Here is a 23,487-nt window from a genome sequence, read left to right as displayed (position 1 = left end):
GTTCAGGCGTGGAACAAGCTGAACTACTCGGCGATCGCGTCGGCGATCTCGTCCAACTCGTCGTCCCCGACCTCCGGCCGGTCGCCGGTGGCGACATGGATCGGTCCGCCCCCGTCGTTCTCGAAGCGCGGGATGATGTGCACGTGCGCGTGAGGAACCTCCTGGCCGGCGTCCGGGCCGTCGTTGACGCCGATCGTGTGGGCGTCGGCGTCGACCGCGTCCTCGATCACGGGGGCGAGCTCGTGTACGAGGTCGAAGACGGCGCGCGACTCCTCGTGCGAGAGGTCCGCGACGCGTTGGTGGTGCGCCTTCGGGATCACGAGGGTGTGTCCGCGTGCCATCGGGTTCGCGTCGAGGAACGCGAGCGCGTCGTCGGTTTCGGCGACCACGCGGGCGGGGATGTCGCCCGCGACGATCGAGCAGAAGATGCAGTCGTCGCTCATGTCCGATCGGTGCGTCGGCGTCACGCTTCAATATAGGGGCCGCTCGTTCCGACGGGCACGTCCACCTCCGCGGGTGCCGGTTGTTCTCGCGCAACGCTCTCTCGGCGGCCACGCCGTCGGACACACGGTTCGTCGACGAACCTGTCGACCCCGCCGCGTCGTGTCCGCTACGTCGAAATGAACTCGGTGATGGACTCGGCCACGGCCTCGATGTCGGGCCTGTTCGGTTCCAACTCGTACTCTGTCGAGTTGATCTCGACGACCGTCCCACCGACGACGAGGGACAGACTGTACCGGAATCGATCCTCGGTCTTCGTCCGGATGATCCCGTACGTCGTGGTGTCCCAGACGCCGTTGTGGCCGACGGCGTCGATCGACCCGAACGGAACCGACCACGAGTACCCCTCCTCGGAGACGATGTCGACGCGGGACTCGGTGATCACACACATCCCGTTTTGCGAGTACCGGTGGGTCACCACGTTCGTCTTGAACGACGTTCGCATCCCGTCGTGTGCTTCGTACGGGATCGCCGCGCCGGCCCCGCCGACCACGAACTCGACCTCGGAGACGGCGAACAGCTCCTCGATCTCGTCGGGACCGTAGCGGTCGGAGACGTCGAAGAACCCATCGGTGTTCCCGTTGATCCGGTTGGTGATATAGGGGTCGGCGGGGGGCATGAGCGAAGTCCGTCGGACGCCTAGTTATCCGTTGCCATCCCGTCCGCGCGGTCCCGCCCCGTTCGCTCGTGATGGAGAGGCATCGCCTTCGAGCGGTACAGCGCACGCACATCACGGCTCGGCGACAGCCGACGTCCGCTGGATCCTGCGAGCCGGCCGTTTAATCGCCCGCCACGGGGGTGTCAGGGCTCGCCGAGCACCTGGTGGCGCCGGTAGAGATAGGCCGCGCCGGCGGCGATGTTGATGAACCACACCGCCGTCAGAATCACCCAAAGCACGACGTTCGGTTCCCACTCGGAGTTCGCCCGGACGTACTGGCTGTCGAAGTACACCGATAGCGGGAGTCCGACCCAGCCGATCAGGACGAGGAGCCCACCGGCGGCGCCCAGGTTACCGTTCGTGGCCGAGGCGAGCACGAGCAGTACCCAGATACCCGTCCCCGCGGCGACGCCGTACCACCACGTGTCGGACACCGACGTCTCGTGCTGCGTGAGGTCGTGGCCGCCGTCCCCGGAGCCACCTCCGGCGGAACTGTAGTTGTCGTTGCGGACCCCGCAGTTGGGACACAGCTCGGACGCCCGTTTGATCGGCTCGCCGCAGGAGCGACAGAACACCTCGTCGGCTGCCTTCTGTTTGGTCATCGGTTGGTCAGTGCTGTGATCGGCGATCGGCGGTCTTGAGGCTTGATGGATCGGCGTACATCGAAAAACTCCGGCGGATCGGACAGTCAGTTGACGTACTTCTGCTGGAACTCCTCTTCGGACTTCGTGAGGTAGATGATCCCCTCGATGAGGGCGACGAGGAGCGGGATGAACGTCCACGAGAAGACGAGGTAGATGATCCCGCGACCCGTGTTTCCGAGATAGAAGTGGTGTGCACCCAGTCCGCCCAGGAAGATGGCGAGCAGCGCCGCGCTCGTTTTGTCCTTCGAACTGGAGGACGGCGCGCTCGACTGGCGGACGCCGCACTCGGTGCAGATCTCCGCCTCCTTCTTGATCACTTCGCCGCAACTACTGCAGAACTGCTCGTCCGCGCCGGGTGTTGCATTACTCATCTTCGTTTCAAACCTTTCAGGAACTCTGATAAGTATACTGGTTGAATATCGAATACGATACACGAAATATACGGGAGACAACCGATCAGTACCCGGACACGGGACGGCCGCTGCGGGACGGCGGCTGTGGGGACGATGGCAACGGCGCCCGAGATCGCGGCAGTCGACGCCGTGATCGGCGCGCTCGCCCCTTCTGGGGTATGTACCTCGTCGGCTACAAGCAGGTTCTTCCCCGAATGCATCGCGCGTTTGCATCTCGGTAGCGACGCCCCCCTCCGGTCGGCCGCGTTCGTCGCGTCCGCGACTACAGCGCCTCCGCCACCAGCGGCGCCACCGACACGTCGCTTTCGGCGCGTTCGAGCGTGTCGCTCGCCACGACGCGCGTGACGCCGGCGGCGGCGAGCTTCGTGCGGGCGTTGCCCGCGAGCATCCCGTGGACGCAGACGGTGTACACGTCGTCGGAGTCGCGTTCGTGAAGGGCGGCGACGGCCTCGCTCATCGTCGACCCGGTCGCGATGATGTCGTCGACGACGACCACGTCGCGGCCGGCAACGTCGGCGTCGCTGGGCGTGACGGTCACCTCGCCGGTGTCGTAGTCGCGCACCTTCTCGAAGAAGTCCGTCTCGCCGCCGCCGTAGGCGTCGCGGACGGCGACGGCCAACTCCTCGGCGGAGGCGTCGGGGCCGAGAAACAGCGGTTCCGAGAGGTCCGCGGGGAGCGGCTCCGCCAGCAGCGACGCGGCCTCGAGCACCTCGACGGGCACGTCGAAGTAGTCGGCCACGCCGGCCTCGTGGGGTGTCACGAGGACGACGCGGTCGGTTCCGGTCGAGACGGCGCGGGCGACCGCCCGCGCGGAGACCGGCTGTCCCTCCTCGAACGCGCGGTCCTGGCGGGCGTAGCCCATGTACGGCAGGACGGTCGTGACGGTCTCGGCGCCGGCCTCGCGGACGGCGTCCTGCAGCTGGAGCAGTTCGACGAGCGCGTCGTTGGAGTCGGTCGCGGCGACGACGACGGCCTCCTCGCCGGCGAAGTCGGGTACCGAGGCGCACTCCTCGCCGTCCGGGAACCAGCGGTACTCCGGCGTGGCGAGCGGACGCCCGGTGTGTTCGGCGAGCGCGGCCGCGAGCGCCTGCGACGCGGACCCGGGTACGATCATACACGTCGTTCCCGCGGCCGGATACAAACGCGTTCCTACTCGGACGACGCGTGTGGCGGCGTCACAGCCGGCGGAAGCGGCGATGACGACGGACCAGCGAGCAAGCCGACGGCGACTTCCCCAGCCGATCAGGGATCAGTGTTCGCCCGGCACCGCGACCGCCCGCACGTCGGGCAGCCCGAGCGTCCGTCCGCGCCACCCTCCGTCGGCGTACACCCGGGCCTCGCCGCTGTCGGTAACCGCGACGAGATGGCGGCCCGCGAACGCGGCGTCGACCACGCCCGACTCGTCGTGTCGGACCCAGTCGGTCGCCGTCGCGTCGGCGCGCTCGTACAGCGCCGCGCCCGTCGCGGCGACCGCGCGCTCCCCCTCGGGGTCGGCGGCGACACAGCGGAACCCGTCCCCCGTCCGACGGGTCGGGTCGGCGGGCTCCTCCTCGTTCGGTTCGAGGTCGCGCATCCAGCCGTTGCCGAGGGTGTACAGCGCCTCGGCGGTCACCGCCAGCGGTACGCCCCGGTCGCTCACGTCCCTCGCGTCGTCCAGCCCGGCGTACTCCAGGCTCCCGCCGGTCAGGCGGTGGACGCCGTCGGCGGCGGCGACGAGCCGGCCGTCGAGCCGGCGGGGGTCGTCGACCGAGCCGACGACGGTCCACGCGTCGTCGTCGACCGCGTTGTCGGCGTTCGAACCGTCGGCGTCCGCGTCGCTGGCGAGCACCGAGACGGCACCGTCGGGCGCCGTCGCGATGACGCCCGCGTCCGCGACGCTCACGGTGACAGCGGGGCCGTGGCCCGTCGGCTCGAAGTCGCCGACGAGCACGTCCTCGTCGGTCGCGACGGCGACGGCGTCGCCGCGGGCGGCCACGTCGCGGGCGTCACAGCGGTGTTCGATCCCGAACTCGCCGACGATGTCGCCAGAGAGGGACACCCCGACGACGCCCATCGAACTCGCCACGAGCGCCCGAACCACGTCGTCGCGCTTCGTGAACACGCGCTTCTCGGCGATAGTTGGCATACGCGGGCGTCCGTCGGCCGGGTGAATAAGCGCCCCGAAGGGCGAGCGCCGACCCACTCAGTCGTCCTTGGTCTTGATGTCGGCCGAGAGGCCCTGGGCCATCTCGATCTCCTTGGAGTTGTTGAGCGTCCACGCGGTGCGCTCGGTGACGGCCTCGATGACCTCTCGAGCTGACGGGTAGCCGTTGCCGGACTTCTTCACGCCTCCGAACGGGAGGTGAACCTCCGCACCGATGCACGGCAGGTTGCCGTACGCCAGTCCGATCTCCGCGTTGTCCCGGAAGTAGTTGATCTGTCGGTAGTCCTCGGAAATGATCGCTCCCGCGAGCCCATAGTCCGTGTCGTTGTGGATCTCGACCGCTTCCTCGATGTCCCCGCTGTACTTCAGCAGCGCCACATGCGGCCCGAACACTTCCTCATGGGTGCACCGCAGGTCCTCGTGGGGGTCGGCCTCGTACACGAACGGCCCCGTCCAGTGGCCCTCCTCGTGCCCGTCGGGGATCTCTGAATCCTCCAGTTCCTCGCGGTCGACGAGCACGTTCACGCCCTCGTCTTTGGCGAGCTGGTTGTACTCGGAGACCTTCTCTTTGTGCTCGGGTTCGATGAGCGGCCCCATGAACGTGTTTTCGTCCAACGGGTCGCCCACGGCGACGTTCTGGGCGTTCTCGACGAACCGTTCCTTGAACTCGTCGTATACGTCCTCGTGGACGACCAAGCGCTCGGAGGAGACACAGCGCTGGCCCGTGGTTTTGAAGCTCGACATGACCGCGGAGTGCACTGCCGTATCCAAGTCTGCCTTCTCGGTGACAACGATATTGTTCTTACCGCCCATCTCGCAGGCGGCGAGCTTGCCGGGTTCGCCGCCGACCTTGCTCGCGATCTTGTGGCCGACCTCGGCCGAGCCAGTGAACAGAACGGTGTCGACGCGGTCGTCCTCGACGATGGCGTTGCCCGCGTCGCCGAAGCCTTGCACGAGGTTGAACACGCCGTCGGGAACGCCCGCGTCCTCGAACATCTCCGCGAGGATCTGCGCGCACCATGGCGTCTGTTCGGCGGGCTTGAACACGACCGTGTTGCCCTCGACGAGCGCGACAGCCATGTGCCAGAACGGGATGGCGACGGGGAAGTTCCAGGGCGTAATGCAGCCGACGACACCCCGCGGTTTCCGCCGCATGTACGCGTCCTTGCTGGGGATCTCGGAGGGCACGACATCGCCTTTCGGATGGCGGGCGTCACCGGCGGCCCACTCGACCATGTGCCACGCCTCGGTCACGTCTGCCTTCCCCTCGGAGATCTCTTTGCCGCACTCCTTGGTGACGATCTCGCCGAGTTCGTCGTGGCGCTCCTTGAGTTCGTGATAGATGTCCCAGAGGTACTCCGCGCGGTCAATGTGGGAGAGTTCCTTCCAGTCTTCGAACGCGTCGTCGGCGGCCGCGACCGCGTGGTCGACGTCGGCCTCGGTGCCGCGGCGGAACTCGCCGAGTTCATCGCCGTTGGCGGGGTTCTCGCTGGTAAACGTCTCCTCGCCCGCCCCGTCGGTCCACTCGCCGTCGATGTAGTGCTGGTAAGCTGCCGGCATGGATCTGACACCGCCACCGGCGGTGGTAACTCCCGAGCCGTCCATGGTCGGGCCGACTGACACCCGACTATGGTCGGGTTGGGGTTGGTAACCGCTCACATATATATCTCCACGTGGTACTTACGTTATGATGCGGCAGGAGATGAACGCCGGAACTCGGCTCACGCTCGATCTCTGGCATCCGAACTGCTGGGCCATCGAGGCGACCGAACGGGCCGGGGGCGGCGTGTTGGCCCACGCCATCTACGACACGCCGAAGATGGCGCCCGAGTCGGTCAACGGACTGTTTACGGCCTTCGGCGACACGAACCGGGAGGTGGAGGCGCTCCTCGAGGAGATCCGGGCGTCGGACTACGCGGGGGAGGTGCTCGAACTCCAGGAGCGATTCGGCCGCGCCCGTGACGCCCCGGGCAACGTCGTCCGGGAGTTCTTCCTCGAGTACGACCCGAACGACATGGTCTGCCCGACGCTGCTGCGCCACGGTTTCGTCCACAGCGCGCCGGTCCGCATCGAGGACGGTCGCGAGGAGTGGCAGCTGTGTTTCACCGGCGAGCGGTCGGACATCGAGGCGGCCCTCGACGACGTCCGCGAGGACGCCGGCGCGGAGGTATCCGTCGTCTCGATCACGGCCGCAGACGGCGCGGCCGACCGCACGGAGCGCGAACAGCGCCTCGACACGCTCACGCCGACCCAGCGGGAGGTGTTCGAGGCGGCTCGCGCGGCCGGCTACTACGAGTGGCCCCGCGGCTGCTCGACGCGAGAGTTGGCCGACCGAGTGGGCCGGTCGAAGACGACGCTGCTCGAACACCTGCGAAAGGCCGAGTCGAAGCTGCTGGACCCCTGAATCACCCGAGGACCGCCCGCAGCGCGAACAGCGCGTTCTCCTTGCGCTCGCGCACCCGCCGCGAGAAGTACTGGAACCACTTGCCGCCGTACGGCACGTACTGGTTCACCTCGATCCCCTCGGCGGCGAGGTCGACCTGCGCCTCCTCGCGGACGCCCATCAGCATCTGCACCTCGTAGGGCGTCCCGTGTTCGGCGTGGAGGTCGCGGGCGTGGTCGATCATCGCCGGATCGTGGCTCCCGACCGCGACGCCGGCGTCGAACTCGCGGAACATGAACGCCAGACAGTCCCGGTAGGCCTCGTCGACCCGCGACTTCTTCCGGTGGGCGATCGCCGCGGGCTCGTCGTAGGCGCCCTTCACGAGTCGGACCTTCCCCGGGAGCGACGCCAGCCGTTCGAGGTCCTCCGGGGTCCGTTGCAGGTTCGCCTGCACGCAGACGCCCACGTTCCCGTCCGTCTCGACGGCGTGGCGCTCGAAGGCGTCGAGCGTCACGTCGGTGGTGTCGTGGTCCTCCATGTCGATCCAGACGAAGCAGTCGGCGGCGTCTCCCGGGCTTCGCCCGGTCGACCGGTTCGCGTCGCCACCCGACGCGCTGTCGACGATGCGCGCGAGGTTCTCCTCGAACGCCGCCGGCGAGACGCCGAGCCCGATCTGCGAGGGCTTCACCGAGACGCAGCCGTCGAGGTCGCGCTCGGCGAGCGCCTCGACCAGCGCGACGTACGCGTCGGCGTCCGCGTCGGCGGCGTCCCGCTCGTGGTAGTGCTCGCCGAGGAGGTTCAGGATGGCGCCGACCCCCTGCCCGTTCAGGTCCTCGACGTGGGACAGGGCCGCCTCCGGCGTCTCCCCGGCGACGAAGTTGTTCGCGATAGGCGGTATCATGTGTCGCCATCGGACCGGCTTCCCCATCAATCGAAACCCGACCAAATAATCCGCGTCGGTTAGTATGAATACAACGACATCGACGGACCAGTTCGGCGCGACCGCCGGCGTCGCCGTCGCGGCTCCGACCATGGTCGGGGAGGGATATAGGGATAAGCTTGTGGAGACAGATACCGTTAGTCATGGTATCGGATGACATCGGACCGAACCGGCGGGACGTACTGAAAGCGTCCGGGGCCGCGGGCCTCGCAGGGCTGGCGGGACTCGCCGGCTGCAGCACAACCGACGACGCGGCGACCGACACCCCCACCGAGGAATCGGGCGGCGGCGGTGGCGACGGTGGCGGCGACGAGGAGACGACCGCCGACGACGGCGGGGAGACCGGACCGTATTCCATCGGGATGGTCGACTCGCTCACCGGGTCGCTGTCGGCGTTCGGCCAGCGCAACCAGCGCGGGAAGGACCTCGCGCTCGCCGACGTGAATGAGGTCGGTATCGGCGGGCGCGACCTGGAGATAATCGTCGAGGACTCCGAGAGCCAGTCGCAGTCCGGCGTCTCGGCCGCCCAGAAGCTCGTCAACCAGGACGGCGTCCCGTTCGTCATCGGCGCCGTCGGCTCCGGGGTGTCGCTGGCGATCTACGAGTCGGTGATTGAGGGAACCGACGTGGTGCAGTTGAGCCAGAACTCCACGAGCCCGGACCTGACGAACTTCCCCGGGCTCCTGAGGATGTCGCCGACGGGGAGCACGCAGTCGGCGGCGCTGGCGCGCATCATCGAGGAGGACGGCTACGACTCGGTCGCGCTCGCGTGGGTGAACAACGACTACGGGCAGGGACTGGCCGAGACGTTCCGCGAGGAGTGGGGCGGCGACATCGCCTACGACGAGCCCCACGACCAGGGGCAGTCGTCGTACTCCTCGACGGTGTCCGGGATGGCCAACTCCGACGCGGACGCGTGGCTGTTCATCACCTACCAGCCCGAGTTCACCTCGATGGCACAGGAGGCGTACTCCAACGGCTACGAGGCGCAGTTCTACGGCGCCGACTCCGTCCAGGGGTCGGACGTGCTCGGCAACACGCCCGAGGGGAGCCTCGACGGCATGAAAGTCGTCGTTCCCTCCGCGGCCGTCGACCAGGACAACTACCAGACGTTCGCCTCGGAGTTCGAGTCCGAGTACGGCGAAACCCCGTCCTCGTGGTCGGCGTTCGCCTACGACTGCGTGGTCACGGCGGCGCTGTCGATCGCGACGGCCGACGAGTTCACCGGCGCGGCGCTCCAAGAGACCGTCCGCGACGTGACGCGTCCGGAGGGTGAGGAGGTGTTCACCTTCGAGGAGGCGATGGAGGTGCTCGGCGACGACGGCTCCCCCTCCGACATCGATTACCAGGGCGTCTCCGGCCCGATCGACTTCGACGAGAACGGCGATCCGGTCGGGTTCCTGCAGGTCCTCACCGTGGAGAACCACGAGTACGTCTCCTCGGGCACGATCGAGGGCTAACCCTCGATGTCGGTTCTCGAATACCTGGCGAACGGGCTCGTGTTCAGCAGCATCGTCGTGTTGTCCAGTATCGGGCTCTCGCTGGTGTACTCGATCGCCAACTTCGCCAACTTCGCCCACGGCGACACGATGACCGTCGGCGCCTACAGCGCGTTGGTGACGTTCGGCTTCGTGGGCACGCTCGGTGCGGAGGTGCTCGGACTGCCGCTCGGGTTCTTCCTCGCGCTGGTCGTCGGCGTCGCGGTCGCCGCGGCGGTCGCGGTGGTCACCCACAAGATCGTCTACGAGCCGCTCGAGGTCGGCTCGATCGGGCTGCTCATCACGTCGATCGGGGTCGCGTTCGTGTATCGCGCGATCGTTCAACTCGGCTTCGGAACCGGGTTCGTCGAGTTTCAGATACCGCTGTTGCGACCGATCGAGGCGCTGATCCCGTACGGGATCCGGATGACGCTCCACGACGTGGCGATCGTCGCCAGCGCCGCCGTGCTGGTCGCCGGCCTCCACGCCCTGCTCCAGTACACTGATCTCGGCCGGAAGATGCGCGCGACGGCGGACAACCCCTCGCTCGCGCGCGTTTCGGGGATCCGGACCGATCGGATCGAGATCTGGACGTGGGTCATCGGCGCCGGACTCGCCGGTGCCGGCGGCGTCTTCCTCGGGCTCTATAACAACATCTCGCCCCGGATGGGGTTCAACATCCTCCTGGTCGTGTTCGCGGCCGTCATCCTCGGCGGGATCGGCTCCGTCTACGGCGCGATGGTCGGCGGCTTCCTCATCGGGATGATCAACCAACTGACGCCGATCCTCCCGCGGCTCGGACAGGAGATCCCGTTCGTCCCCGAGAGCTTCGGCATTCCCATCGGTATCGAGTACGCGAACGCCATCGTGTTCCTCATCATGGTCGCCGTGCTGCTCGTGCGACCGTCCGGCATCGCCGGGGAGGAGGCGACGTGAGCGTCGCAGACGACGCACGTGGACGGTTCGGGGACCTCACCCGTGCGGAACAGGGCGTCGTCGGCTTCATCGTCGTGCTGGCGGCGCTACTGTTGTTCGGGCTCGTCACCGGCGGGCTCGCGCCGACGTACTTCCTGTATCTCGTCGGCCTCGTCGGGATGTACGTCCTGCTGTCGTTCGGGCTGAACGTGCAGTGGGGGTACACCGGGCTGATCAACTTCTCGGTCGCGGCGTTCTTCGGGATCGGCGCGTACGGCACGGCGCTGTTGACCGCCAGAAACTCCCCGATCGGGGCCGAGGGGTGGCGATTCAGCCTCGCCGGCGTGGAGTTGGTGTGGGTCTCGGGAGCGCGGCTCTACGGCGTCGTCCCGCTCACCGTCGTCGGCCTGTTGGCCGCGGTGGCACTCGCGGCGGTCGTCGCCGTCGCCATCGGGATCCCGACGCTACGCCTGCGTGCGGACTACCTCGCGATCGCGTCGCTCGGGCTCGCGGAGGTCGTCCGCCTGCTGTTCTTGAACCAGCGCGGCGTGACCAACGGGAGCGCCGGCCTGCGGGGCCTCCCGGGGTTCTTCGACGGCTGGCCGGTGCTGGGAACGCTCCCGCAGACGCTGCCCGGGATCCAGGTTCACGAAGTGGCGGTCCCGGGACTCGGATCCACGCGGCTGCTCGGGTTCACGCTCGGGGCGCCGTTCTGGCAGGCGCTGTTGAACGTCGCGCTCGTGCTCGCGATGGTCGCCGTCGTCTTCGCCGTCCTCCGCCGAGTCCACCGCTCGCCGTGGGGTCGCGTGCTCCGGACGATCCGCTCGGACGAGGACCTCGCGGAGGCACTGGGGAAAGACACCTACGCGTTCAAGATGCAGGCGTTCGTGCTCGGGAGCGTGATCATGGCGCTGGCGGGCGTGTTCTACGCGCACCTGAACCTCTTCGTCAGCCCGGGCGACCTGGAGCCGATCAACACGTTCTACGTGTGGATCGCGGTGATCCTCGGCGGGAGCGGCTCGAATCGCGGGGCGATCTTCGGCGGCTTCGTCGTCATTGCCATCCGCGAGGGAACTCGCTTCCTCGGGGAGGTACTGCCGGCGTCGTTCCCGCTCGACCTGCCACTCGTGACGAGTGCGTACGCGAGGATCGTGAACAACTTCGCGTCGACGCGGCTGCTCGCGGTCGGCCTACTCATCGTTCTGGTAATGCGGTTCCGCCCCCAGGGCGTGCTCCCGCCCCAGCGGGAACTCATCTGGCCGGCGTCGGTCGCCGGCTCGGCGGGACCGGGAGAGACGAACCCCCGGGAGACGGTCACGGAGGACGCCGCCGCGGGCGCGTCCGAGGCCGGTTCCGATCCCGACGCGGAGCTGAATGATCCTGCGACCCGCAACGGAGGTGAGGACCATGAGTGAGAGCGAGACACCCGCGCTGACCGACGGCCCGAACCTCGACAAGGAGGACGTCGTCCTGCGCGTCGACGGGCTCCGGAAGACGTTCGGCGGGCTCGTCGCCACCGACGACGCCTCCTTCGCCGTCGAGCGAGGGACCGTCACGGGCCTCATCGGTCCGAACGGCGCCGGAAAGTCGACGATCTTCAACCTCGTCTCGGGCTTCTACGAGCCCGACGGGGGCACCGTCACGGTCAACGGGGTCGACGTGACCGGCGCCGAACCCCACGAGGTCGCCGACGAGGGACTTATCCGGACGTTCCAGACGCCCCGAACGCTGGAAGGGATGACCGTCCGCGAGGCGATGCTCGTCGGGCCGCAGCGCCAGCCCGGCGAGTCGTTCGTGAAGCTGTTCACCAGCCCCGGGGCGGTCGAAGCCGCGGAGACGCGCAACATCGAGGACGCCCAGCGCATGCTGGAGCGGTTCGAGATCGACCACCTCGCGACCCAGCCCGCGACCGACCTCTCGGGCGGTCAGCTGAAGCTGGTGGAGCTCGCGCGGGCGATGCTCGCCGAGCCCGAACTGCTCATGCTGGACGAACCGGTCGCGGGTGTCAACCCGACGCTCGCGAACAAACTGCGCGACCACATCGCCCGACTCAACGAGGAGGGCGTCACGCTGTGTATCATCGAACACGACATGGAGTTCATCATGAACCTCGCCGACCCGATCGTCGTTCTCGACCAGGGAAGCGTCCTCGTCGAGGGAACACCCGACGCCGTCCGCAACGACGACCGCGTCATCGACGCCTACCTCGGAGGGCCGGGCGAATGAGCGACCGAGCGACTCCGTCCGGGACCGACGGCAACGCCGAGGACAGCGCCGAAGACAACGACGACACCGCCGCCGTCGACGACACCGCTACCGTCAACGACACTGCCGGCGTCGACGACACTACCGCCGCCAACGACACTACCGCCGTCAACGACACTGCCGGCGTCGACGACACCACCACCGAGGAGACCGTGCTCTCGGTGGAGCACGTCGACAGCGGCTACGGCGACGTGCAGGTGCTCGACGACCTCTCGCTGTCGCTGTCCGCCGGCGAGATCGCGTGTCTCATCGGGCCGAACGGCGCCGGCAAGTCGACGGTGTTGAAGACGGTGTTCGGGCTGTTGACGCCGTGGTCGGGGCACGTCCGCTACCGCGGCGACGACATCGGCGGGCTGGCCCCCGAGGACATCGTCCGCGAGGGGATCGGCTACGTTCCCCAGACCGAGAACGTGTTCGGGAGCCTCACGATCGAGGAGAACCTCCGCATGGGCGGGGTCGCCCGCGACGACGACCTCGGGCCGGTGATCGACCAATTATACGACCGGTTCCCGATCCTCACGGAGAAGCGGAACGCGAAGGCCCGGACGCTCTCGGGCGGCCAGCGGCAGGTGCTGGCGTTCGCTCGCGCGCTCGTGATGGAGCCGGACGTGCTGCTGATCGACGAGCCGTCGGCGGGGCTGGCGCCCAACACGGCCGACGAGGTGTTCGACGACGTGCTCGCGGTCAACGACCTCGGGACGGCGATCCTGATGGTCGAGCAGAACGCCCGCAAGGGGCTGTCCATCTCCGACTCGGGGTACGTGCTCGACCAGGGGACCGTCGCGTACGCCGACGAGGCGGACGCGCTGCTCGACAACCCCGACGTGTCGCGCCTGTATCTCGGCGGGTAGGCGTCGTCGCTGCCGCGTCGTCACGGCGTCGCAGTCGTCACATCGTCGCTGCCGCGTCGCTGCCGCGTCGTCGCTGCCGCGTCGCCCGGAGACGCGCGCCATCGAAACCCTTAGTGTATGAACCCGCCAAGCCGGGCGCATGAAGAAGCTCATCGTCCACGGCGACCCGGGACTCCGCAAGGACGGCGTCATCGACTACGACGGCCAGGAGCTGCGCGTCTTCTCCATTCAGCGGCAGGGCGACTACCACGGTCCCGACGAGCCGCAGCTGTGGTGCACCATCGGTACCGACGACGAGCGCGAGGACTTCGAGACGAAAACGTACGTCCCGCACTGGCTGGAGGTCGACACGATCGACGCCGAGGCCCTGGACATCGTGAAGTCCGGCGGCGACCTCAACGTCTGAACGCCCGCCGCCGCCCCCGATCTCCCGTCCGTCAGTTCTCTTCGTCCCGCAGCGACGACGCCGCCGGCAGCTCCGACTCCGTCACCCGGAACACCGTCGCCGACGGCGTCGACGCCTCCTCGACCACCTCGACGCCGTCGATGGACGCGAAGTCGATCATGCCGCGGCCGTCGTAGCGCTCGCGCTCGGCGGGGCCGACCCAGACGTAGCGCACGTCGTACTCTCGGAACGCCTCGACGGCGGCCGCCTCGGACGTGTACGCGTCGTCGACCGCGCGGACCCGCGCGAAGTACGCCTCGGGACCGCGGTAGCCGACCTCGTGGTGCCAGCCGGCGACCGTCGGCAGCCCGGTGAGGCTCGCGGCGGGGCTCGCGTCCCACTGGTACATCGTCGGTGAGTGGCCGTACCTGGAGTCTGCGCCGGGGTACACGCCCGTCGCGGGAGCCGAGAGGATCGCGGGCTGCCCCTCGCGGGCGTCCAGCCAGTCGATCGCGCGCTCCTCGCTGGGATGGAACGCGCCGACGAAGTGGGTGCCGTCGAGCGTCGGCTTGTCGGGATACCCCTCGTTCACGTGCGCCGGGACGGCGAAGGCGGCGTACATCCCCGTCGACACGAGCAGGCCGGCGACGAACACCGCCGCCGCCACGTCGCGCGTGCCCTCCCCCGGCCACAGCACCGAGGCGTCCGGGCGCGGCACGGCCTCCAGCATCCCCGCGAGGACGACGCCGGCGGCGGCGGCCCACAGCGGCCACACCTGCGCGTACGTCTTGAACACGGTGTTCATTCGGCCGGGTCCGGCCTGCTCGTTCAGATAGACGACTTCGACCACGAGCGCCAGCCCCGCGCCGCCGACGATCAACACCGTCTCGAAGCCCGCGCGGTCGGTCCGGAGCGCGACCCAGCCGGCGACCAGTAGGACGCCGAAGAGCCCGAGCGCCGGCAGCCCGACGGCCACGCCGGCCAGCGTGAGCGCGCCCATGCCGGCGACCACCGTCAGCGGCCGCTCCCGGCCGACCGCGCCGAGCAGCCCCGCGAGGAACGTCGCGAGGAAGGCGCCGTGGACGACGAGCAGATCGCCCAGCGACGAGCGCATCTCGAGGGGAAGCACCGCGAGCTCGCGCTCGCTCCCGCCGCCGGCGACGGCGACGAGCAGGAACGGCGCGGCCACGGCGACCGCGAGCAGTCCGGCGCCGGCGACGAGCGCGGCCGCGACGACCGGGCGGCCGAGCTCCGCGGGCAAGCGTGCCGAGTCATCGCCGGCGCCGAGCCGCGCGTCGAGGCGCCGCCGGATCGAGGCGGGGAGCAGCGTCCGTGGCGCCGGCGGCGCGGCCGCGAGCGCGAGCCACGCGAGTCCGAACACGCTCGGGAAGCTCCAGGTGTCGAGCACGACATGGAAGCCGCCCACGAGCGGGACGGCGCCGAACAGGAGGAGTCGCCGGCGGCGCGGCTCCGATTCGGGCGTGCGATACAGCGCGAACGCGAGCGCCGCTCCGAGCAGGAGGAACGGCGTCATCGTCATGTGCGCGTGGAGGTCGCCGTTGAGCCACGCGAACAGCGGAAACTCGTTGATCGTGCGGGGGATGACGCGGCTGGCGGTCCAGTAGGAGAACTCCCGCGTGACGAGTTCGCTCGCGTCGAATCCGATGAGGCCGGCGACGGACCCCCGGAGCCCCGGCGGGAGCGCCCGAAGGAACACCCAGCCCGCCGTGTGGAGGTTCCCGGCGATCCCGACGAGGAATGCCCCGAGCAGGCCGGCGGTTCGCCGCGAGCGCCCGCGACTCGCGGCGACTGACCCCGCGAGGTCGTAGACGGCGGCGACGAGCATCCCGAAGAAGCCCGCGAGCGCGAGGTTGTATCCGAAGCGCGCTGATGTCGCCGTCAGCGTCGTGAACAGCGCCGCCAGCAGGTGACCGCCGTAGTAGTAGCGGACGGGTTCGCCGGCGAACCACATGTCCTCCGGCGGGAGGGTCCCGGCCCGCAGCAGCGACTTGAGGATGCCGTAATCGAGGAACTTCTCGCCCGCGCTCGGGTCGACGCCGGGGTCGAACGCGCGGATCAGGACGACGAACAGGAACGCGACCGCGAACACCGCGGCCGTCTCGGCGACGACACTCCGGTCGGGCAGCCGGTCGACCGCGTCGTCGTCGAACGCGACGGTCCCGTCGCGGAGCGCCCCGCGATCGACCATCGCGAGCGCGGCGAGCGCGAGCAGGATCAGCAGGGCGACGGCGAGCGCGATCGGTCCGAACGTGACGCGGCCGACCCAGAAGGAACCGAGACCGAGCGTCAGCGCGGCGATGGGCAGCGCGAACCCCGCGCCCCGCGTCGCCGACCGTGGGAACAGTCGGGCGGCGATCGGGACGCCGACGGCGCCGAGCGCGAGGAGGACCACGAGCCAGCGGACGACGAGACCGTACTCCATCGCTTCCCACGGGTAGCCGCCGGGGTAAGTTCCTTTCCCTCCGTCGCGGTGTCGTCGTGAGTGCGCCCGTTTCACACGGTTTTTATCCGACGACGCGGAAGCCACCGGTATGCAGCCGACCGTCGGCGTCGTCGTCCCCGCCTACCACCCGGACCCCGGTCGGCTCCGGACCTACCTCCACGCGATCCGCGAGACGATCGACCCCGACGAGCTCCGCGTCGAACTCGACCTCCCGGACGGCGCCGACAGTGTGGACGCCGACTCCGCAGCCTCCGACGCCGCAGCCTCCGATGCCGCAGCGCCCTTCGACCTCCCGGACGGCGTGGACTGCCGCGTCGTCCGCCGCCGCCGCGGGAAGGGTGCGGCCGTCACCGCCGGATTCGAGGCGCTCTCGACGGACGTGTACGCCTTCGCCGACGCCGACGGTGCCACCCCGGCGCCGTCGCTGGCGGACGTGATCGCCCCCGTGTGCGACGGCGAGGCCGACCTCGCGGCGGGGTCGCGACGCCACCCGGATTCCGTGGTCCGCTCCCATCAGACGTTCGCCCGGCGGTTCCTCGGCGACGGGTTCGCGTGGATCGCCCGTCGCCTGCTCGACGCGGAGCTGTACGACTACCAGTGCGGCGCGAAGGCGATCACGGCGGCGGCGTGGGAGCGCGTCCGCGACCACCTGTACGAGCCGGGGTTCGCGTGGGACATCGAACTCGTCGCGGTCGCGGCGGCGCTGGACTACCGGATCGCGGAGGTACCGATCGCGTGGGAGGACCAGCCCGGATCGACCGTCTCGCCCGTCGGCGACACGCTCGACATGGGCCGCGGACTGTTGGTGGCGCGCCACCGCGCCCGGCTCATCCGCGACGACCGGCTCCACCGCCTGATCGACCGCGCGGAGGGCGTCGCGTTGATCGACCGATCCGACGACAGCGGCGCCGTGAGCGACGGGGGCGCGACCCCGAGAACCACAGCCGAACGCGACGCCGACGGGGATACCGTCGGTGACGATCGCGACACCAACGGGACCAAGTCGCGATGACCGACGACGGTGCGCTCGCGGCCCTGGCCTCCGGAACGCGTATCGGCCAGTTCGTCTCCGTCGGCGTCGTCGGCTTCGCCTTCGATATCGCGACCTCGACGGCGCTGCGCGAACTCGGCGTGTTCCCGGAACTCGCCGCGTTCGTCGGGATCGAGGTGGCAGTGGTCGTGATGTTCCTGCTCAACGACCGTGTGACGTTCGCCGAGGAGGGACTCGGTGGGCTCGCTCCGACCCTTCGCCGGCTTGTGAAGTCGAACCTCGTGCGCGCCGGCGGGATCGCCGTCCAATTGCTCGTGTTCACGGCGCTGTTCCGCGGGATCGCGCTCCCGCTGTCGGTCGCCGGGATCGACCTCTGGTTCGTCGTCTCCCGGGCCGGCGGCATCGGCGTCGGGATGGTCGTCAACTACGTCGCCGAGAGCCTGTTCACCTGGCGCGTGCTGGAGTGACGTTCGGCGACGTGCTCGCGTCCCGGTGCGGCCGATATCGTGGGTCAAACTCCCACACGGCGGCGGGATGTGAAACACAACTCTTACAAGTGCAGGTCGTTTTGGCTCTGGTAGCGGGATGGGATAGCCAGGAGATTCCGCCGGGCTCATAACCCGGAGATCGGTAGTTCAAATCTACCTCCCGCTAGTTTTCATTCGTTGACAACACGAAACATGTGTTGAGCAACGAACTACCGTATTGGGTGTTTGTCTGTTCCCTTCGTGGCCGAATATCTAATCGACTTGGTGATTCACTTTCACTGTGGTTAGATCAAATACATACACAATGCCGACATACTGGCTATCGCGGTGGTGGAATCACAGACTCTCGTCAAAACACTGGACTTCCAGATCGATATTGAGAGCGACAACGAGAGTCTGTTATACGACGCTACTCACGAGTCGCGGACAGCGTACAACGAGGCTATTCGACTCGCAAAAGCCGGTATCGATCGGAGGAAGATACCGGATCGGGTTGCCGATGGTGTCGATCTCGTAAAGAACACCACGCAGCGTATCGTCGCAAAAGCGCTCACCGCGATGGATAGCTTCCATGAGCACGACGACATCGGCCTCCCGAGTCACACCAAATCTGGTCCGTATCCGCTCCGTGCCAATTACGGCGAGGGATACACTCTCTCCATGACTGACACAGGAGACGTTGCATTTCGGATCAGCGCGAAACCGTACAAACACGTCACCGGTTTACTCGACGGTAGCGGGGCGCATTTCGATATCCTGAAAACCGCACTCACAGGCGACTGTTGGAGCATCGGGACGGCGGAAGCGATGTTCCACAACGGCACCCCGGAATTACACGTTACTGTTACCAACACCGAACAGCGGGTTCGGGACAAGCAGGGCTCACGAACCGTTGTTGGAGTCGACGTGAACGAAGACAATGTCGCTCTCACGGCAGTCTCGAAAAACGGCGTTGAGGACACGGTGATCATCGATTTCCCCGAGATCAAATTCGAGCGTCACCGATACTTCACTATGCGTAAGCGAATCCAGAAAGCGGGGAAGTGGAGTATGCACGACGCATTGACGGGACGTGAAGAACGGTTCGTCCGGGACCGACTGCATAAGGTCAGCCGATCTGTCGTCGAGTGGACCACCCGATTTGAAAGACCGTGCATCGTCTTTGAAGACCTCAAAGAGATGCCCGACCGGATCGATTACGGAGCGCGCATGAATCGTCGCTTGCATCGACTACCGTTCCGTGCGTTGCAGTTCTACATGTCGTACAAGGCGGCATTCGAGAATATACCTACTGTCTGGATCGACCCGGAATATACGAGTCAGCGATGTTCATTGTGTGGCCATATCAAACGAGCGAACCGCAACAGGAAGCGGTTCAAATGCTGCTCGTGTGGACGACAGGACCACGCCGATCGGAATGCAAGCGTCAACATCGCGCTGAAAGAGGTCAAGCAACACCAGTCTTGGAATGTGCCTGCTCTCAACAGCCTTCCACAGGTCCGGAAGGTGCGACGGCGGGCATCGGGGGCTGTGGACGCCCCGTCCGTGACCCACCCTACCGCCCGAGGTCATCAGACCGACGGTAGCGTGGGGGTTTCAGACTAACCCACGGGAAGCTCTGGGTCTCAATCCGGAGCGGTTCACCTCCCGCTATGTTCGACCCACGCCGCCCCGAGTCCCGAGGAGACCTGGGGCCGTGGTACGTCGCTCGACCACACCGACACAACTCCTCGCTCAGACGCTCGATGACTGACCGACGGTGTTTTCACGCACCTGCCGAAATCCGATGCCATGCCAGGGGGTGACGCGGTCGTCTCGTTCGACGTCGACGCCGCGACGGCGGCCATCCGAGACGCGCTCGACGACGGCTCGGACCTCCACGTCGTCGCCGCGTTCACGCCGGACACGTACGAGATCGTCTACTGCGACGAGTTCACACGATCGTTATACGCCGACGCCGAGGAGATGACGGAACACTTCGACCGGGTCCACCAGTACGCGGGGATCGATTTCTCTGAGATCGGGCTGTTCGTCGACGAGCTGTTCCCCGTCGCCGGCGGCGTCGAGTCCATCGCCACCGGGATGGAGCACCTCACGGTCGTCCGCGTGTACTCCGGGCGCGAGGGCCTGTTGCTCACGCTCGATCCCGACGCGAACGTGACGACGGCCGTGGAGGCAGTCCGGGACGCCATCGACCCGGATCTGGGCGCGACGGGCGACGCGCTCTCGTCGTCGGACGTCTGAAGGGAATTTCGTCTCTCGGCCCGGCCGACGGATCAGTTCCCGGTGAAGTCGATCCGACTGTCGCCGCCGTCGCCCCTGTCGACGCCGCTGGGGCCGAGCTGCTCGAAGGTGTACTCCTCGTCGTCGACGTACACGCCGCCGTCGGCGACGGTCACGTCGACCTCCTCCATCACCGAGCCCTCACAGGGGCCGAAGTCGCAGTAGCCGGTGTCGAGCTGGAAGGTGGCGCCGTGTTTCTGACACCACACCTCGCCGTTCGTGACGCGCGCGCCGTCGCCCTTGTCGAGGCGCACGTCCGTCCAGTGCTGGCAGTAGTTGCGGTACGCGACGACCGTCCCGTCCGCCAGGCGGGTGCAGAACGCCTCCGCCAGCTCGCCTTCCTCGTCGCGGACGGTGAACAGCAGCGTCTCGCCCTCGGGCACGTCGTCGGCGTCGGCGACGCGCGCGGCCTCGTCCATGCGGTGGGGGTAGGGCGGCGCGCTTGTATGCCTCCCTATTCCGGACCGTGGTCTCCGTCGCCGTCGGCTTGCTCGTTCGAGTTATCCGCGTAGCAGGCGGCCTCCACGCGCTCGTCGTACAGCCGCGATAGGAGCGTCGTCACCGGTCCGCCTCCCACGTCGACGCCGTCGTAGGTTCCGACCGGCCGGATCTCCCGTATCGAGGAGGCGATGAACGCCTCGTCGGCGCCGCGCACGTCGTCGGGCGTGTAGGCGCCCGCCTCGACGGGGAACCCCTCCTCGCGGGCGATATCGAGCACCTCGGCGCGGGTGACGCCCGGGAGGACCGGTCCGTCGAGCGAGGGGGTGTGGATGGCGTCGTCGGCGACGAAGAACAGATTTGCTGTCGCGCACTCGGCGACGTGGCCGTCGTCGTCGAGCATGACGGCCTCGTCGGCGCCAGTTACGCGCGTCTCCACGCGAGCGAGGACGTTGTTCAGGTAGTTGTGCGTCTTCGCGTCGCTCGGGATCGCACGGTCGGACACTCGGCGGGCCTTCACCGTCTGGATCGTCGCCGGCCCGTCCCAGACGGACTCGCCGCCGGCGTCGGGGCTGCCGCCCCGCGGGAGCGGCTTCACGAGGACGACGACCGTGGGATCAGTCTCGTCGGCGGCGGGCGGCGCGAATCCCGGCGTCTCCCCGCGCGTCACCGACAGGCGGACGTATGCGTCCGCGAGGTCGTTCGCGCGAACCGTGTCGCGGACGCGGGCCTCCAGATCCAGCGCCGACAGGCCGAGTTCGTCCGCCGGCATCCCGAGGGCGTCGAGGCTTCCGAACAGGCGCTCGACGTGGGCGTCCCACCGCCACAGCGTCCCGCCGTACGCCCGGACCGTCTCGAAGGCGGCGTCGCCGTACTGGAACCCGCGGTCCGTCACCGACACCGACGCCTCGCTCGCGGGAACCAACTCGCCGTCGACGTGGTAGGCGCGGTCGGTGGCGGCCACGCGGTCATCGTCGCGGTCGTCGCTCATTCGAACCCACCTCGCTCGCAGACCCCGAGGAAGTTTCGGATCATGCGCTTGCCGTCCGGGGTGAGGATGCTCTCGGGGTGGAACTGTACGCCGATGTGGGGCCGTTCGGTGTGGCGCACTCCCATCACCACCCCGCGCTCGTCGTCGGTCCAGGCGGTCTCGGCCAGCTCAGGCGGGATCGCGTCGTGTTCGACGCACAGCGAGTGGTATCGTCCGACCTCGACGCGGTCGGGCAGCCCTGCGAACACGCCGCGCTCGTCGTGGCGCACGTCGGAGGGTTTCCCGTGGACGACCTCCGGCGCGAGCGTGACCGCGGCGCCGTTGGCCGCACACAGCGCTTGGTGCCCCAGGCAGACGCCGAGCGTCGGGTACGTCAGGTCCTCGAACACCGGGATCGAGACACCCGCCTCCTCGGGGGTTCCGGGACCGGGGGAGACGACGATGCCGTCCGGGTCGAGGGCGCGGATGTCGTCCACGTCGACGCGGTCGTTGCGCCGAACGACCACCTCGGCGGCCAACTCGCCGACGTACTGGACGAGGTTGTACGCGAACGAGTCGTAGTTGTCGACGACGAGGACGCGGGTCACTCGTCCACCTCCGTGCCACGCTCCGCCGTGCCGCGCCCCTCCGCGTCGCGCTCCTCTCCGCCCATGCCGCCCTCCTCGACCGCCATGCCCGACTCAAGCGCGTCGTCAACGGACCTGACCAGCGCGCGGGCCTTCGCGAGCGTCTCCTCGTACTCGGCCTCCGGGTCGGAGTCGTGGACGACGCCCGCGCCCACACGGAGGTGATACTCCTCGCCCGTGCACACGAGCGTTCGGATGACGATGTTGGCGACCAGGCGGCCGTCGAAGCCGGCGGCGAACATCGAGCCCGTGTACGGCCCGCGCTGGGTGCCCTCGAGGGCGTCGATGATCGCCATCGTCTTCGGCTTCGGCGCGCCCGTGATGGTGCCGCCGGGGAACACCGCCGCGAGCGTGTCCGCCAGCGAGCGATCGGGCCGCTCGGTTCCCTCGACGAGCGAGACGAGGTGCATCACCTCCGAGTAGCGGTCGACGCGGCGGTACTCCGGCACCGAGACGCTCCCGTACTCGCTGACCTTCCCGAGGTCGTTGCGCTCCAGGTCGACCAGCATCGCGTGCTCGGCGCGCTCCTTCTCGTCGCCGGTGAGTTCGGTTTCGAGCCCGGCGTCGGTCTCCGGGTCGGGACCGCGCGGCCGGGTCCCGGCGATGGGCTCCGTTTCGAGTCGAGCGCCGTCCTCCCGACTGTCCTCCCGGTCGTCCTTGTCCACATCGCCGGCGCTGTCCGGTTCCGCCCCGGGAACCCGACGCAACAGGAGTTCCGGGCTCGCGCTCACGAGGTCGACGCCGGGGAACTCCGCCAGCCCGGAATAGGGCGCGGGGTTGCGCGCCCGCAGCGCCGCATAGGCCGTGACTGGGTGGACCGCCGCCGGCGCCGCCAGGCGCTGACTCACGTTCGCCTGGAAGGTGTCGCCCGCGCGGACCGACTCCTTGACGCGGCGGACGCGCTCGGCGTACGCCTCGCGGCCGCAGTCGCTCTCGAACGTCGCGGACGCGGCGTCGCCGCCGGCGGCGGGCGCGGGGCCGACCTCGGGGTCGCCGTCGCGTATCCGGTCGATCAGGTCGCCGGCGGCGGCGAGGCCGGCCTCGTAGGCCGCGTCGCCGTTCGGGTGGTCGTCGAGCCGGGGGCAGGACGTGACCCGGAGGGAGACCTCCCCGTCAGTTCGCGGCTCCTCCCACGACGCGAGCGTCGCGTACACGGCGGCCTGAAGCCGCGGTAGGCCGCGATCGTCGACCGCGCCGTCGGCGGGAAACGACTCCAGCTCGCGGGCGACGTCGTACGAGAGCCAGCCGAAGGCGCCGCAGGGGTACGGCACGTCGCAGCCGCCGCGCACGAGCGTCCCGGAATCGAGCAGCCCCTCGAGCGCCGACAGCGTCGGCGACGGGGCCGCATAGTCGCCGTGGCCGGAGTGGTTCGGGTCGCGGACGACCGCACCAGGACCGACTGTCAGCGTCTCCGCGGGGTCGACGCCGAAGTATCCCCAGCCGGGCTGGCCGCCGGTGGTCTCGTAGAACACGCCCGGCCGACCGCCGTGTCGGGCGCGACGGTAGGCGTCGAACGGATCGTCGATCGCGACCCGACGCTCCACGGGGATCCGGGCGTCAGCGGGGGCGTCGGCCGCGAGGCGACGGAACTCATCGCGGTCCGTAACCGTCTCCATGGGTGGTGGTGTCG

24 protein-coding genes and 1 tRNA gene are annotated in these 23,487 nt (G+C 68.4%); 12 read left to right on the top strand and 13 right to left on the bottom strand.

The genetic code is table 11. The features are described 5' to 3' along the window. Positions 1 to 23 precede the first annotated feature (23 nt). From ABJD39_RS06385 to ABJD39_RS06355, 7 genes are all read right to left on the bottom strand, one after another. Positions 24 to 443, bottom strand: a complete 420-nt coding sequence (locus ABJD39_RS06385) for an HIT family protein (RefSeq protein WP_348613194.1) — start codon at positions 441 to 443, stop codon at positions 24 to 26. Positions 444 to 610: 167 nt separating this feature from the next. Next, positions 611 to 1,120, bottom strand: coding sequence for a hypothetical protein (locus ABJD39_RS06380; protein WP_348613192.1), 510 nt, complete (start codon positions 1,118 to 1,120; stop codon positions 611 to 613). A 182-nt stretch (positions 1,121 to 1,302) separates the two neighbouring features. Continuing rightward, entirely contained in the window at positions 1,303 to 1,761 is a 459-nt protein-coding gene (locus tag ABJD39_RS06375) for a hypothetical protein (RefSeq protein ID WP_348613190.1), read from the bottom strand. An 86-nt stretch (positions 1,762 to 1,847) separates the two neighbouring features. After that, entirely contained in the window at positions 1,848 to 2,174 is a 327-nt protein-coding gene (locus ABJD39_RS06370; protein WP_348613188.1) for a TM2 domain-containing protein, read from the bottom strand. A gap of 304 nt (positions 2,175 to 2,478) precedes the next feature. Next, positions 2,479 to 3,330, bottom strand: coding sequence for a ribose-phosphate diphosphokinase (prs, locus tag ABJD39_RS06365; protein ID WP_348613186.1), 852 nt, complete (start codon positions 3,328 to 3,330; stop codon positions 2,479 to 2,481). Positions 3,331 to 3,465: 135 nt separating this feature from the next. Next, positions 3,466 to 4,341 (bottom strand): HVO_0234 family beta-propeller protein, encoded by an 876-nt coding sequence (locus ABJD39_RS06360; protein WP_348613184.1) that lies wholly within the window; start codon positions 4,339 to 4,341, stop codon positions 3,466 to 3,468. Between the two features lie 57 nt (positions 4,342 to 4,398). Further along, a complete protein-coding gene (locus ABJD39_RS06355; protein ID WP_348613182.1) occupies positions 4,399 to 5,919 on the bottom strand; it encodes an aldehyde dehydrogenase family protein in 1,521 nt (506 codons plus the stop codon). A 130-nt stretch (positions 5,920 to 6,049) separates the two neighbouring features. On the opposite strand from ABJD39_RS06355, the gene ABJD39_RS06350 reads away from it, so the two are divergent. Then, positions 6,050 to 6,763, top strand: coding sequence for a helix-turn-helix domain-containing protein (locus ABJD39_RS06350; RefSeq protein ID WP_348613180.1), 714 nt, complete (start codon positions 6,050 to 6,052; stop codon positions 6,761 to 6,763). A 1-nt stretch (position 6,764) separates the two neighbouring features. On the opposite strand, the gene ABJD39_RS06345 is transcribed toward ABJD39_RS06350, so the two are convergent. Then, on the bottom strand, positions 6,765 to 7,643 hold the full coding sequence (locus ABJD39_RS06345) for a proline dehydrogenase family protein (protein ID WP_348613179.1): 879 nt from the start codon (positions 7,641 to 7,643) through the stop codon (positions 6,765 to 6,767). Between the two features lie 182 nt (positions 7,644 to 7,825). Between ABJD39_RS06345 and ABJD39_RS06340 the strand changes: the two genes are divergently transcribed. The 6 genes from ABJD39_RS06340 (at position 7,826) to ABJD39_RS06315 (ending at position 13,597) form a co-directional block, all read left to right on the top strand. Continuing rightward, positions 7,826 to 9,142, top strand: coding sequence for an ABC transporter substrate-binding protein (locus ABJD39_RS06340; RefSeq protein ID WP_348613177.1), 1,317 nt, complete (start codon positions 7,826 to 7,828; stop codon positions 9,140 to 9,142). A 6-nt stretch (positions 9,143 to 9,148) separates the two neighbouring features. Then, positions 9,149 to 10,096 carry a branched-chain amino acid ABC transporter permease gene (locus ABJD39_RS06335; protein ID WP_348613175.1) on the top strand — a complete coding sequence of 316 codons (948 nt, stop codon included), beginning with the start codon at positions 9,149 to 9,151 and terminating at the stop codon, positions 10,094 to 10,096. After that, positions 10,093 to 11,490 carry a branched-chain amino acid ABC transporter permease gene (locus tag ABJD39_RS06330; protein WP_348613173.1) on the top strand — a complete coding sequence of 466 codons (1,398 nt, stop codon included), beginning with the start codon at positions 10,093 to 10,095 and terminating at the stop codon, positions 11,488 to 11,490. Before ABJD39_RS06335 ends, ABJD39_RS06330 begins: the two co-directional genes overlap by 4 nt. Beyond that, on the top strand, positions 11,483 to 12,301 hold the full coding sequence (locus ABJD39_RS06325) for an ABC transporter ATP-binding protein (RefSeq protein WP_348613171.1): 819 nt from the start codon (positions 11,483 to 11,485) through the stop codon (positions 12,299 to 12,301). Before ABJD39_RS06330 ends, ABJD39_RS06325 begins: the two co-directional genes overlap by 8 nt. Next, complete coding sequence (locus ABJD39_RS06320; RefSeq protein WP_348613169.1) at positions 12,298 to 13,191, top strand: ABC transporter ATP-binding protein; 894 nt, start codon at positions 12,298 to 12,300, stop codon at positions 13,189 to 13,191. Before ABJD39_RS06325 ends, ABJD39_RS06320 begins: the two co-directional genes overlap by 4 nt. 139 nt (positions 13,192 to 13,330) lie before the next feature. Continuing rightward, on the top strand, positions 13,331 to 13,597 hold the full coding sequence (locus ABJD39_RS06315) for an HAH_0734 family protein (protein ID WP_348613168.1): 267 nt from the start codon (positions 13,331 to 13,333) through the stop codon (positions 13,595 to 13,597). Between the two features lie 31 nt (positions 13,598 to 13,628). Here ABJD39_RS06315 and ABJD39_RS06310 read toward each other — a convergent pair whose 3' ends face one another. Further along, positions 13,629 to 16,019, bottom strand: coding sequence for a DUF2298 domain-containing protein (locus tag ABJD39_RS06310; protein WP_348613166.1), 2,391 nt, complete (start codon positions 16,017 to 16,019; stop codon positions 13,629 to 13,631). A gap of 109 nt (positions 16,020 to 16,128) precedes the next feature. Here ABJD39_RS06310 and ABJD39_RS06305 point away from each other — a divergent pair, with 109 nt between their 5' ends. From ABJD39_RS06305 to ABJD39_RS06285, 5 genes are all read left to right on the top strand, one after another. Continuing rightward, on the top strand, positions 16,129 to 17,052 hold the full coding sequence (locus ABJD39_RS06305) for a glycosyltransferase (RefSeq protein WP_348613165.1): 924 nt from the start codon (positions 16,129 to 16,131) through the stop codon (positions 17,050 to 17,052). Next, on the top strand, positions 17,049 to 17,498 hold the full coding sequence (locus tag ABJD39_RS06300; RefSeq protein WP_348613163.1) for a GtrA family protein: 450 nt from the start codon (positions 17,049 to 17,051) through the stop codon (positions 17,496 to 17,498). The genes ABJD39_RS06305 and ABJD39_RS06300 overlap by 4 nt, the downstream gene beginning before the upstream one ends. A 112-nt stretch (positions 17,499 to 17,610) precedes the next feature. Beyond that, positions 17,611 to 17,685, top strand: a tRNA-Met gene (locus ABJD39_RS06295). A gap of 161 nt (positions 17,686 to 17,846) precedes the next feature. Further along, positions 17,847 to 19,124, top strand: a complete 1,278-nt coding sequence (locus tag ABJD39_RS06290; protein ID WP_348613161.1) for an RNA-guided endonuclease InsQ/TnpB family protein — start codon at positions 17,847 to 17,849, stop codon at positions 19,122 to 19,124. A gap of 186 nt (positions 19,125 to 19,310) precedes the next feature. Beyond that, positions 19,311 to 19,763, top strand: a complete 453-nt coding sequence (locus tag ABJD39_RS06285; RefSeq protein ID WP_348613159.1) for a hypothetical protein — start codon at positions 19,311 to 19,313, stop codon at positions 19,761 to 19,763. 32 nt (positions 19,764 to 19,795) lie between these two features. Here the strand turns inward: ABJD39_RS06285 and ABJD39_RS06280 are convergent, their stop codons facing one another. The 4 genes from ABJD39_RS06280 to ABJD39_RS06265 are packed head-to-tail and all read right to left on the bottom strand — an operon-like array spanning position 19,796 to position 23,473. Then, the gene (locus ABJD39_RS06280; RefSeq protein ID WP_348613157.1) at positions 19,796 to 20,221 is read right to left on the bottom strand and encodes a Rieske (2Fe-2S) protein; all 426 of its coding nucleotides are present in this window, start codon (positions 20,219 to 20,221) and stop codon (positions 19,796 to 19,798) included. Positions 20,222 to 20,256: 35 nt separating this feature from the next. Next, positions 20,257 to 21,231 carry an aminotransferase class IV gene (locus ABJD39_RS06275; RefSeq protein ID WP_348613155.1) on the bottom strand — a complete coding sequence of 325 codons (975 nt, stop codon included), beginning with the start codon at positions 21,229 to 21,231 and terminating at the stop codon, positions 20,257 to 20,259. After that, positions 21,228 to 21,818 carry an anthranilate synthase component II gene (locus tag ABJD39_RS06270; RefSeq protein WP_348613153.1) on the bottom strand — a complete coding sequence of 197 codons (591 nt, stop codon included), beginning with the start codon at positions 21,816 to 21,818 and terminating at the stop codon, positions 21,228 to 21,230. The genes ABJD39_RS06275 and ABJD39_RS06270 overlap by 4 nt, the downstream gene beginning before the upstream one ends. Next, a complete protein-coding gene (locus ABJD39_RS06265) occupies positions 21,815 to 23,473 on the bottom strand; it encodes an anthranilate synthase component I family protein (protein WP_348613151.1) in 1,659 nt (552 codons plus the stop codon). Before ABJD39_RS06265 ends, ABJD39_RS06270 begins: the two co-directional genes overlap by 4 nt. Positions 23,474 to 23,487 lie beyond the last annotated feature (14 nt).

The sequence above is a fragment of the Halobaculum rarum genome, assembly GCF_040025155.1.
Classification (GTDB): Archaea; Halobacteriota; Halobacteria; order Halobacteriales; family Haloferacaceae; genus Halobaculum; species Halobaculum rarum.
This window is presented reverse-complemented; position numbering and strand designations above follow the sequence as displayed.